The organism is Microcoleus sp. PH2017_28_MFU_U_A (assembly GCF_020738035.1).
Taxonomy (GTDB): Bacteria; Cyanobacteriota; Cyanobacteriia; order Cyanobacteriales; family Microcoleaceae; genus Microcoleus.
Window position 1 is genome coordinate 85,244 of record NZ_JAEQCX010000038.1, and the last position, 12,190, is coordinate 97,433.

Below are 12,190 nucleotides of genomic sequence, written 5' to 3' on the forward strand. Positions count from 1 at the left end.
TTGTTTCCTAGCCAGTCGTTTTGGGTTTGGTTATCCATTTGTGCTAGCGGTTATTCTACCTGTATCTATTTGTAGTATAGGGTACTATTTGGGAAACTTTTAGAACTTTTTGGAAATAAAAACTTCCTAAAACGACGGGGTTTTAAACCCTATTTTCTGATAACTTATTAACTGGAAATCTGTTTGAGCTTGTCAAGTGGACGCGACATTTCCCAAGGTTGGGAATTTGACTGCGGGTTGAACTTGAACTTGCCTTTTTATTTTCCAGGGCGAGCTGACTGCTCTTTCCGAAAGCGCGCCGATACTTGCCAGCATTCGGCGAGCAGTCTATGCCACGGCATGAGTGCTGCGGTTTCAATTGCAACTTGCCCTCCGGTTGCTTGAAATAGAGCTTTAGCCGCGCCTACTTCTTGCTGAGCCTGTTTGACTCGCGCCAGCAAGTCGGATTGATCGTCGCCGCTCAGAAAATGAATTTCCTCAGTTTCTAAGAGAGTAGCCGATCGCTCGAACCAGTATTTAAAATCCTCTAACAGCGGTTCCAGTAGGGATTTGAGCAATTCTGATTCTGGCAAATTGGAGTTAAGCATTGATTAAAATTGGGTTATTTATCTATTCTAACCTTAAATGTACTTTACAAACTGTAACATTTTTTTTAACAAAAATTCAATAATTTCACAAAAATTAGCAGGTGAGTCAGTCCTGGACGCAACTGTCACATTAAAGGTATAAGGTACGTAGTTGCGCTTGGGCGCTCTTTCATATATCAAAGAAAGAGCGCCCAAGCGCAACTACGTACCTAAAAATTAAATTATTGTAGGGTGCGTCAGCGGGCTGAATGTAACTACCCCAGACTAAAGACTTTGCCCCGCTGACGCACCCTACGGTTAGTTAGCACTCCTGTAACAGTTCCCCAGCCGGAAGTCGGCGCTTGCTGTCCCAACCTGAGTAATATAGAAGCAAGTGCAACTAAATTAATTGATAATTCAGCCGATGTCTAGCTCAGAATCCATGAACGCTCCAGAAGAGTCCGTTAAGATAGAGTTGCCCCGCACGAGTGAGTCGGAACAACTAAAAAAAATTCGCCACACGACATCCCACGTTATGGCGATGGCGGTACAGAAATTATTTCCCAAGGCCCAAGTCACAATCGGCCCTTGGATTGAAAATGGTTTTTATTACGATTTTGATTGCCCAGAACCTTTTACCGAAAAGGATCTCAAGGCAATCAAAAAAGAAATGATCAAAATCATTAACCGCAAATTGCCTGTAACTCGGGAAGAAGTCAGCCGCGAGGAAGCGGAACGGCGCATCAAGGAGATCGACGAACCTTACAAATTAGAAATTTTGGCAGGTTTGATCGAACCGATTACTCTGTACCATTTGGGTGACGAATGGTGGGATTTGTGCGCTGGGCCCCATTTGGATAATACCAGTGAAATCAATGGAAGGGCGATCGAGCTCGAAAGCCTAGCAGGAGCATATTGGCGCGGCGACGAAACCAAAGCTCAATTGCAGCGAATTTACGGCACAGCTTGGGAAACTCCCGAACAATTGGAAGCCTACAAACACCGCAAAGCAGAAGCCTTAAGGCGAGATCACCGCAAATTAGGCAAAGAATTAGGCTTGTTTATTTTTGCCGATCCAGTCGGCCCCGGCTTGCCTTTGTGGACGCCCAAAGGCACTATTTTGAGAAGTATTTTAGAAGACTTCTTGAAACAAGAACAAATCAAACGCGGCTATCTGCAAGTAGTGACACCGCACATCGCCAGAGTCGATTTGTTCAAAATCTCTGGACATTGGCAGAAATACAAAGAAGATATGTTTCCGCTAATGGCAGAAAATGCAGAAGCGGCGGCAAACGAACAGGGTTTTGTAATGAAACCAATGAACTGTCCGTTTCACATTCAAATTTACAAAAGCGAACTGCGTTCCTATCGGGAATTGCCGATGCGCTTAGCAGAATTTGGCACAGTTTACCGCTACGAACAATCGGGAGAATTGGGCGGTTTAACCAGAGTGCGCGGCTTTACGGTTGATGATTCCCACTTGTTTGTCACGCCGGAACAGTTGGATGCTGAATTCTTGAGTGTGGTCGATTTAATTCTGTCAGTATTCAAGAGTCTGCAACTGAAAAACTTTAAGGCGCGTTTGAGTTTCCGCGATCCAGAAAATTTAGATAAATACATCGGTTCCGATGAAGCTTGGGAAAAAGCGCAAGGTGCCATCCGCCGCGCGGTGGAAACTTTGGGAATGAATTATTTTGAGGGAATTGGGGAGGCGGCTTTTTACGGGCCGAAACTCGATTTTATTTTCCAAGATGTGTTGGATAGAGAATGGCAATTAGGAACTGTTCAGGTAGATTACAATTTGCCAGAACGTTTTGATTTGCAATACGTTGCTGAAGACGGCACTCGCCAGCGTCCGGTGATGATTCACCGCGCTCCTTTTGGTTCTTTGGAGCGTTTGATCGGGATTTTGATCGAACAGTATGCGGGGGATTTTCCGATATGGTTAGCGCCGATTCAGGTGCGGTTGTTGCCTGTCAGCGAGGAGTTTTTGCCGTTTGCTAAGGAAGTGGAGGCGAGGATGAAGGCGCTGAATATTCGCGCGGAAGTTGAGAGTAGCGAACGTTTGGGTAAGTTGATTCGCAATGCTGAGAAGGATAAAATTCCGGTGATGTGTGTTGTGGGTGCTAAGGAGGTTGAGGCGAATAGTTTGAATATTCGGACTCGTGCTTCTGGGGAGTTGGGGGCGATTTCGGTTGATGAGGCGATCGCAAGGTTGCAGTCTGCTATTAGTAATTACGGGAATTTTTAGGGGAGTTTAACCGCAGAGGTCGGCGGATTAACGCAGATTAACGCAGATGATAGCTTGATATTGTCTGCGTTTTTATAATTCATTAGCTAAAATAGTAGAATTAGGTAAGTTAACAGGAGTTAAATCAATGGCTAATCCATTTCCGGGGATGAATCCTTATTTAGAAAGTCCTGGCTTTTGGAGTTCTGTTCATAATAGGTTGATAGTGGCAATAGCCGATTGGTTAACTCCGCAACTACTGCCTAAATATTTAGTAGATATCGAACAAAGAATTTATCAAATCAGTGGCGAAGATGCTTTACTAATTGGCATTCCCGATGTCACAATACAGCAGACACCGACTCGAAGAACCGAGAGTGATTCTAATGTTGCTGTCGCCGCTCCACCCGCCAAATCTTTGAAGGTAACAATACCTTTACCGCTGGAATTAAAAGAAACTTATTTACAGGTAGTCGAAATAGAAACTAAACAGGTAGTCACGGTAATTGAAGTGCTGTCACCCGCCAACAAACGTCCTGGTAAAGGGCGCGAAATGTACGAAAAAAAGCGAGAAAAGGTGTTTGGTAGTTGCAGTCATCTGGTAGAGATTGACTTGCTGCGAAGTTACCAACCTCTACCAGTTTTTGGCAATGAGATTGAGGCAAGTTATCGAATTTTGGTGAGTCGGGCAAATCAAAAGCCTTTGGGGGATTTGTATCTTTTCAATTTACCCGATACAATTCCTTGTTTTCCGTTGCCTTTGCGTGCAGGTGATGTTGAGCCGATCGTAGATTTGCAGGCGTTGTTGAATATAGTGTACGATCGCGCCGCCTATGATTTTAGAATCGATTATACCGCCGAACCCGTGCCGCCGCTTGCCGAACCGGATGCTGTTTGGGCTGATGCTTGGTTGCGGGAGATGGGAGTGAGAGGTTGATAACAGTGGTAGTTCGCATTAAAATCAAAGAAACCGGGTTTTTCGCAATTTCTGGATGGTGTATCGATATTCAAAGGAAAAACCCGGTTTCTAGCCACCCCTGCATAAGTCCTAAGTAAGTCAATCAACAGGAGTTAAATCAATGCCTAATCCATTTCCAGGGATGAATCCTTATTTAGAAAGCCCTGACTTTTGGCCAGAAGTTCATCATTCGCTGATTAGTATGCTTCAAGAGTCATTAGTTCCCCAACTGGTGCCGAGGTATCGAGTGGCAATTGAAAAGCGAATTTATGAAATCAAGGGAGAACAATCGCTGTTAGTTGGGATTCCTGATGTTTCGATCCAGCACAATCCGATTCCTAGAAATTCAAGTACATCTAATGTAGCTGTCGCCACACGAACTACTGAACCTTTGAAAGTAAGATTAGCGATGTATGAGGAGGTGAAACAAGGATATTTGGAGGTGATAGATATGGCGACCAAGGAAGTTGTGACAGTAATTGAGGTGCTTTTACACGCTAATAAACCATCTGGAAAAGGGCGTGAAATGTATGAGGAAAAGCGGGATAAGGTGTTGGGAAGTCGGACTAATTTTGTGGAGATTGACTTGTTGCGGGGTTGGGAACCTCTCCCGGTTTTTGACAATGACAATGCAGCGAGTTATAGAATTTTGGTGAGTCGGAGCAATGAAAGACCGATCGCCGATTTATACTTATTTAATCTACCAGATGCGATCCCTTGTTTTCCGTTGCCTTTGCGCGCAGGCGATGTGGAACCAATGGTAGATTTACAGGCGCTGTTGAATACAGTGTACGATCGCGCCGCCTATGACATTACCCTCGATTATACGGCCCAGTTAGTCCCTGCACTTTCAGAATCCGATGCTGTTTGGGCCGATTCTCTGCTGCGCGAAACCAGCCTCCTGCCATCCGAAAGCTAAAAAAATCTACACAAAACGTTACAAATTTGTTAACATCGTGGCGAGTCTGTCCTCCGCAGCCTCTGGTGTTAACCTTCTAAAATAACCGCTATGACTCAACCTCCCTCGCCAACAACCTCCGAAGAATCCGCCCCCGAAACCCCGATCGCCCCGACAAACAATGCACCTCCACCGAGTTATGTCAAGCTAGCCATGCGGAATATGGTTCGCAAGCGGGCGACTTCTCTATTTCATTTTGCTTTGACGGCGGCTGGACTTTTGGGCGTACTCGTCGGTTTGGCTTTTCTCGATCGCTATTTCAACTCTTAGAATACCGATTGAAACCGCGTCGATACAGACACTCACGCACTAGAAAGCGGGTTAAATACCGGGGGGTTCGATCCGATCGTGCGATCGACCCATTGCAATCTTGAACAGATTATTGTAATCTTCCTGCTAAAAGCAAAAAGTCGATTAGCCCGCCCAATTTTCACTTATCAAAAAATTCAATACATCCCTTGACAAAAGAACCAAAAAATGATAATTGAGGTGAACGTCGAAGACTGTTATGGGTTCGCCGACGCTGACAACCTCCCGGAGAATCAACCCAGCGGGGAGATTGCCGCCCAAACCTGGGAAAATTGGTTTAGCGTTTGGCTAGAAAACCAGCAAGCAGATGTGCCAGAAGCCCCCGGCTACGAAGTCAGTCTGCGTTTAACCGCCGATGCCGATATCCAAGCCCTCAACGCCCAGTACCGCCAACAAGATCGATCGACCGATGTACTAGCTTTCGCCGCATTAGAGGTAGACTGTCCTCAAAGAGAGGAAATGCAGTCATCCGAACCCCTATACTTGGGTGATATCATCATCTCGATCGACACAGCGAAGCGACAAGCCCAGCAGCAAGGACATTCCCTAAAGACTGAACTAGCTTGGCTCGCATCCCACGGTTTTTTGCATCTTTTGGGCTGGGATCACCCGGATGAGGAAAGTCTGACTCAAATGCTCGATCGACAAGAAACACTGCTGCGGGCGATCGGACTTGAGATCCAAACAGCATAACTGACGTTGATGGTGACTTAACCAATCATGTCAACCCAAACATAACTTTCTGAAATCATACCAAAACTTTAGTAAAAACTTAGGAAAGTTAACTAGACTTGATGAAGGAAATTTTCAAAGTCTAGCTTTCGTTAATCTCTGTAACTTAAAGTTGGTTGTTTATGCCACTAGATCAACCGTCAATTTCATCAAACATCCCACCGTTTGCGATCGTGCCTCCAGATTCTGCCATGCCTACAGTCCACGAGCCGAAAAAAGCCTTGAAATACAAGCGAGAGCTTTCCTGGAAAATCGCATCTAGTTTAGCTACGAGTTTTCGGTATGCTTGGGGTGGGCTAACCTATGCTTTTGAAACTCAGCGCAATTTTCGGATTCACACTGTTATAGGAACTTTGGCGATCGGACTCGGACTATTTTTGCACCTCAAACCTGTAGAAATATCAGTGATCGGCGTCACAATTGGTATAGTTTTAGCAATGGAATTGTTGAACACGGCGATCGAATCAGTGGTAGACTTAACCGTCGGGCAATCTTACCACGAACTCGCCAAAATTGCCAAAGACTGCGCTGCCGGAGCCGTTCTGGTATCCGCAATGGCTGCGGCGATTGTCGCTGCTGCACTGCTGCTTCCTCCGTTATGGGTAGTTGTTCAAATTGCGATCGTCCGTTAGTAAACTTGATTGGGCAAGCTAAATTTTAGGTTTTAGATGACCAACTTGAGATTTTTGGTTTTATTCCTACATATTGGAGCTATTTTAATCTTGGGCATCTATCTAAAATATTCCAACTCTTGCATTCAGGCAGCGAGTCAATCTAAAATCTAAAACCTAAAATCCAATTTAACCCGTGATTATAGTCATCGATAACTACGACAGTTTTACATACAATTTGGTACAGTATCTAGGAGAACTCGGTGCTGAGTTGCCCGTAGCAAAAGAAGTCCAAGTCTACCGCAACGATCAAATTTATTTAGAAGATATTCGCCGATTGCAACCCGCAGCAGTAGTAATTTCTCCAGGCCCAGGGCGGCCGGAAGATGCGGGGATTTCTCTGAAATTGATCGAAGAATTGGGGCCGACTCTACCAATTTTAGGCGTGTGTCTCGGACATCAAAGTATTGGTCAAGTATTCGGTGGCAAAATTGTTTCCGCACCGATATTGATGCACGGCAAAACTTCTCAGGTAGAACACGCAGGAGTCGGAGTTTTTGTAGGTGTAGAATCGCCGATGATTGCAACTCGCTATCACAGTTTGGTAATTGAAAAAGAGAGTTGTCCAGAAGTTTTGGAAGTTACGGCTTGGGTGGAAGATGGCACGATTATGGGCGTGCGTCATCGGGAATATCCACACATTGAAGGCGTACAGTTTCATCCGGAAAGTATTTTGACTACTTCGGGAAAGCAATTATTGCGGAATTTTTTGGAACGGCTTTAAGAAGAAGGAAGAAGGAAGAAGGAAGAAGGAAGAAGGAAGAAGGAAGAAAGACATACATACACACTCAGCTTGAATGCGAGCCGTATTTTACGTTTAATCAAGTGGATTTGCTTATGTTGAGAGTTGAGTTTCTCTGGATTTGTAGAGTAGGCAATGGGAACCTTACGGGAAAACTCGATCGCACATTTCGCACCTGGCGGCATTTTGTGATATAACAACAAACGACCAACACCCGATAACCGCAACCAAAAAGATGAAACGGCGACAATTAATAAGTTACGCACAGACGGGTTTGCTAGCGGCTTTCTTCACTGGTTTGCCATCTGGATGGGAAAGCTATCAAGCTCAAACTGCTGGTTCTTTGTCGGTTCAGTGGTTAGGGCACACTTGCTTCTTGTTTGCCGGTGGCGGTGCGAGGGTGCTGGTGAATCCTTTTCGCCCCCTGGGCTGTACGGCAGGCTATCGTTCTCCTAAAGTCCCCACAGATTTGATTCTGATTAGCAGCAGATTGCTTGATGAAGGGGCGGTAGACGGATTTTCGGGCAATCCCGGCCTTTTGTACGAACCGGGCACTTATAGGTCTAACGGGCTCAGGATTCAAGGGATTCGGACGCAGAAAGACCGTGAGGGAGGAAGGCGGTTTGGGGTGAATGTGGCTTGGCTCTGGCAGCAAGCCGGTGTTAAGATTTTACACTTGGGCGGAGTCGCTGGCCCGATCGGCATTGAAGAACAAATCTTAATCGGGCGGCCGGATATTTTGCTAATTCCCGTGGGCGGAGGGCCGAAAGCTTACACTCCGGCGGAAGCGAAGCAAACTGTGCAACTGCTCAAACCGAAAATGGTGATTCCCACACACTTCAAAACCCAAGCCGCCGATGCTGCTGCGTGCGATTTAGTATCGCTAGATGAATTCTTGGGCCTAATGGATGGTACATCGATACGCCGATCGAATAACGACACGATTTCGGTCAAATCTGCTGACTTACCGCAAACAGGTTCGGTGATTGAGGTTTTGAGTTACAGATTTAGCGGTTGAGCTTCTTTTTACCTGAGCTTGCGCTATAGTAAGGGAGTTTTAGTCGATCGACAATCCCAGCTCATTTTATCTCTACCGAGTGCCTTTGGCAACCTTACCTTTTGCGGAAATTTGGCTAACATAACAATTCACGTTCACCGTTTTATTGTCATAAGGAAAAGCAAGCACAATGAAAAATCAAAATTTACCTAGCTGGATGAAACAACTCACAGGTTTCGCAGGAGTAATCGGCGCTAGTGCGTTGATTGGTTTCCCCGCTTGGGCTCACATCAACTCCAGCACAACTGTTAGCAATACAACACCAACTCAACAAGTTGCAGGAAATGTGAAAATTGCTGCTTCACCAGCACCAACAGCCTCACCGAAATCAACCACTTCACCAGCACCAACAGCCGCTACTAAGGATATTGTCGCTATTGCATCTGGCGACGCTCAATTTAAGACATTGACTAAAGCCTTGACAGCCGCAGATTTAGTTAAAACCCTCCAAGGAAAAGGGCCTTTCACTGTTTTTGCACCGACAGACGCGGCATTTGCTGCTGTGCCAAAAGCAACTTTGGATGATTTGCTCAAACCAGCAAATAAAGCCAAACTTGTTAAGGTTTTGACTTACCACGTTGTTTCTGGTTCAGTTTTATCTACCAGCCTCAAATCCGGCGATGTTAAAAGTGTGGAAGGCGGCTCGCTGAAGGTGGTAGTTGCCGCAGGCAAAGTTACTGTTAGCGGCGCTAATGTTGTGAAAGCTGACATCAAAGCTAGCAACGGCGTTATTCACGTAATTGACAAAGTTTTGATCCCTGCTGATGCGAAGTAGGACGAGCATTTTGGGTCTCAAATGATTTCAAATTAGGTACGTTGTTGGGCTTAAGCCCTCTTTGATCTACAGGTATAAAGGAGGCTCAACCCCAACAACGTACCTTTATTTATTAATATCACAGTAATCCAAACGTATTGGGATAGATTACAATAGTGTCGGCAACATGAGAGTAAAAGTTGACCCCTTGCCTAACTCGCTATTAACAGTAATTTCTCCCCCCAGCATCTCAGAGTATTTCTGCGCTATAGCCAAACCCAAACCCGTACCTCCGTACTTGCGGGTAGTCGAAGCATCAGCTTGCGTAAAAGGTTGAAATAACTTTTCTAGCTGTTCCGGAGTCATCCCAATTCCCGTATCAGTACAATTAAAAATTAACTCTTCAACATCCCAACTATTCTCGTCATTTTGATTTTTTTTAACGCTGAGTGTAACAATCCCTTGCTGAGTAAACTTCGCTGCATTGCTGAGCAAATTAAATAAAATTTGAGTTAACTTAGTTTTATCGGAATGCAATTGGCCAATATTAGGATCGCATTCAACATTCAGGCGATTGTTGTTTCGGAAAAATAACGGCTCAACAGTTTTTACTACATCTTTAATTGTCTCGAATACGTCAAAAGTTTCTAATTCAAGTTCCCCGTGACCTGCTTCAATCTTCGACAAATCCAGAATATCATTAATCAATCCGAGTAAATGGTTGCCTGCATTGTGAATTCTTTCCAAATCCGACACAAAGTCTTCTTCGCCAATATCTAAAGCATCTTCTTGCAGAATCTCGCTGTAACCGATAATCGCATTCAGAGGAGTTCGCAGTTCGTGGCTCATGTTAGCCAAAAACTGACTTTTCGCGAAATTAGCTGCTTCTGCTGCTTCCTTGGCTTTGTAAAGTTCTGCCTCGGCTTGCAAGCGGTCGGTTACGTCGTGAGCCAGCACTAATTCAGCATTTCTGCTGTCAAATATCAGGGTATAAGAAGTAATTTCTACATCAATAATTGTGCCGTTTTTTGTCTGGTGCTGCCACACACCCCCAAAATCAATTCCGGCATCTACTTGGGATATATCTTCTAGCAATCTGGACAGTTCTTGGCGCGGACGAATATCCGCAACGGTCATGTTGAGAAATTCGTGGCGAGTGTACCCGTAGTGCTCTACAGCAGCGTGATTGACGGCTATAAATTCCAGAGTTTCTAAGTCGTAAACCCACATCGGATGGGGGTTGTTTTTAAACAAAAGTCTGTAGCGTTCTTCCGAGGCTCGGAGTTCGGCTTCGGCTTGCTTGCGCTCGGTAATGTCGCGGATAACAGTGCAAATAATCTCGCGGCCGCCGTAGGAAATCAGGCTGGCGCTTACTTCCACATCCACGCAGGAACCGTCTCGGCGGCGGTAGAGAACTTCGCCAATTCTGAGTTGTTTCTCTCTTAGCAGGAACAGGATATTTCGGTCAACTAGGTCTTTGGAATAGGCGACGATATCGTAAACACTCAGTTGCGAAATTGCATCAAGACTGTAATCGAGCAAGTTTCTAAAGGCTGTATTGGCTTCTAAAATGCGTTTGGTTTGAGCGTCCCACAGGAAAATGCAGTCTGTAGCTTGCTCGACTACGGCTTGGTAGCGGGCTTTTTCCTCAAGTTGTTCGCTTTCGGCGATCGCGATCGTCCCGAGCATTCCATTGATAGTATGGGCAAGGTCGGCCAACTCGTCTGCGCCCGTGACCGGCAGTCGCACCGAGAGGTCTTGGCTGCTGCTGACGCGGTTAACTGCTTTCGCCAAACTGCTCAACCGAGACAGCACCAAACGCTCAATCAGCAGCAGAGTGCAGCCGATAAATCCTATTCCCGCTAACCCTACAGACACCAGCAGGTACATTAAACTGGTTTGACCTTGGCGGTAGATTTCTCTGGGCATATCCACCCGTAGAAGTAGCGCCGGTCGATCGTAAATATCCCGGATCAAAGCATAACCTGCCATCAAATCTTCGCTGACAGGACGCACAAAAATCGGTTTTTTTCCCGACAGTTTGTGTCGCGCTTTCAGAAAGTCAGCCGGTAAATGAGCTTCATTAACGCTGTGTACAATCAGCGGCAACCGAGTAATTTTAGAAAGCTTCTCAATGCCCGCAGCATCGAAATTGCGCCCGAATACCAGCGTGCCCCGAATCGGGCCGGTGCTTTTTGTAGTGAGAATTGGCCGGGAAGTAATCAGTATCGGCCCTGAGGGCAGCAGCAGGACACCAGCGAGGCTGCTTTTGGCGTTGGGGTGCTGCAACAGCGGGTCGTTGAGAGAAATATGCTCTTTTAATGCTTCTGGAACAGGCGTTAGTTTCATCTTGTCGCTGTCTAAACCCGTACCGTAAACTATTTTGCCAGAAGTATTGACAAATATGGCTAGATGAACTCTCAAATTATTCAGCCCTTCTGGAACTAAATTCGAGGCAATGAATTCTGAGTTGCGGTTTTGGATAAAAGTGTAGGTGTCATCCCACGCAGACCAGTCAGCAAAGCGCGAGTTGAAGTCGTCTGCGGTTTGCCCGAACACGCTGAGCACTCCCTTGACAACCTGTGTGGCTTCTTGTTCCTCTGCTTTGACAAGGCTGCCCAAAAGGATGCTGGAGGAGGCTGCATAGAGAATGCCAGTCAGTCCAGCGATGGTAATGCCAACTATTGATAGTGTTTTCCGACGCAGTTTCATCTTGCCGAGTGTGTGATGTCCGTCTGAAATTCTCAACTCAGGAGCAATTTTACTGCTGTTTCCTGAATCCTGGCTGCTGGCGCTGCACCAGTCTCCCGAGAGGGAGTATTGTAGGGTGCCCCGTAGCCTCACATTTTCTCGGATATTTCCAGTTTCTTGTGTGACGCACTCTACTGCTGCCTTGTTAAGGAGTATACAACTAACATCCGCTAACTTCAGGCATGGGGATGAGACCTGGGTTTTTGTTAAACAAGATTTTCGCCAAACGGGAAAAGCCTCTTAGAAATTAGGTTGGGTTGAGGCACTCGTACCGAACAAATAGGTTTTAGCTTCGCTTTACCAAAAACTTGGGTTTAAAGCCCCGTCCTTCTAGGACGGCTTTGTGTTAGATTTTTAACGTAGCTAGGACTTACGCATTGACAAAAAGCATTATCTATGTACTCTCGGCCATAGCATCACTCTGAAGGTTCGCAAAAATATGCTCACGTATAACTAAAGTGA

The 12,190-nt window shown here is 45.7% G+C and carries 11 protein-coding genes; 9 read left to right on the plus strand and 2 right to left on the minus strand.

The annotated features are described in order from the left end of the window. Positions 1-257: 257 nt before the first annotated feature. A complete protein-coding gene (locus JGK14_RS08220) occupies positions 258-587 on the minus strand; it encodes a DUF2605 domain-containing protein (protein WP_293182843.1) in 330 nt (109 codons plus the stop codon). 403 nt (positions 588-990) lie between these two features. Between JGK14_RS08220 and thrS the strand changes: the two genes are divergently transcribed. The 9 genes from thrS (at position 991) to JGK14_RS08265 (ending at position 8,998) form a co-directional block, all read left to right on the plus strand. Next, positions 991-2,817 carry a threonine--tRNA ligase gene (gene thrS / locus JGK14_RS08225; protein ID WP_325314946.1) on the plus strand — a complete coding sequence of 609 codons (1,827 nt, stop codon included), beginning with the start codon at positions 991-993 and terminating at the stop codon, positions 2,815-2,817. Between the two features lie 127 nt (positions 2,818-2,944). Further along, positions 2,945-3,733: a DUF4058 family protein gene (locus tag JGK14_RS08230; protein ID WP_293182839.1), complete on the plus strand. Its 789-nt coding sequence runs from the start codon at positions 2,945-2,947 to the stop codon at positions 3,731-3,733. 142 nt (positions 3,734-3,875) lie between these two features. Then, complete coding sequence (locus JGK14_RS08235) at positions 3,876-4,673, plus strand: DUF4058 family protein (RefSeq protein ID WP_293182837.1); 798 nt, start codon at positions 3,876-3,878, stop codon at positions 4,671-4,673. A 90-nt stretch (positions 4,674-4,763) separates the two neighbouring features. After that, complete coding sequence (locus JGK14_RS08240; protein WP_293148240.1) at positions 4,764-4,982, plus strand: DUF3285 domain-containing protein; 219 nt, start codon at positions 4,764-4,766, stop codon at positions 4,980-4,982. A gap of 207 nt (positions 4,983-5,189) precedes the next feature. Further along, positions 5,190-5,714, plus strand: a complete 525-nt coding sequence (gene ybeY, locus JGK14_RS08245; protein ID WP_293182833.1) for an rRNA maturation RNase YbeY — start codon at positions 5,190-5,192, stop codon at positions 5,712-5,714. 161 nt (positions 5,715-5,875) lie between these two features. Continuing rightward, the gene (locus tag JGK14_RS08250) at positions 5,876-6,385 is read left to right on the plus strand and encodes a diacylglycerol kinase family protein (RefSeq protein WP_293182831.1); all 510 of its coding nucleotides are present in this window, start codon (positions 5,876-5,878) and stop codon (positions 6,383-6,385) included. A gap of 175 nt (positions 6,386-6,560) precedes the next feature. After that, on the plus strand, positions 6,561-7,148 hold the full coding sequence (locus tag JGK14_RS08255; protein WP_293182829.1) for an anthranilate synthase component II: 588 nt from the start codon (positions 6,561-6,563) through the stop codon (positions 7,146-7,148). Positions 7,149-7,401: 253 nt separating this feature from the next. After that, positions 7,402-8,184 (plus strand): MBL fold metallo-hydrolase, encoded by a 783-nt coding sequence (locus JGK14_RS08260; protein ID WP_293191333.1) that lies wholly within the window; start codon positions 7,402-7,404, stop codon positions 8,182-8,184. A gap of 169 nt (positions 8,185-8,353) precedes the next feature. Then, complete coding sequence (locus JGK14_RS08265; RefSeq protein ID WP_293182825.1) at positions 8,354-8,998, plus strand: fasciclin domain-containing protein; 645 nt, start codon at positions 8,354-8,356, stop codon at positions 8,996-8,998. A 147-nt stretch (positions 8,999-9,145) separates the two neighbouring features. On the opposite strand, the gene JGK14_RS08270 is transcribed toward JGK14_RS08265, so the two are convergent. Next, positions 9,146-11,821, minus strand: a complete 2,676-nt coding sequence (locus JGK14_RS08270) for a CHASE4 domain-containing protein (protein ID WP_293182823.1) — start codon at positions 11,819-11,821, stop codon at positions 9,146-9,148. Between the last annotated feature and the right edge of the window lie 369 nt (positions 11,822-12,190).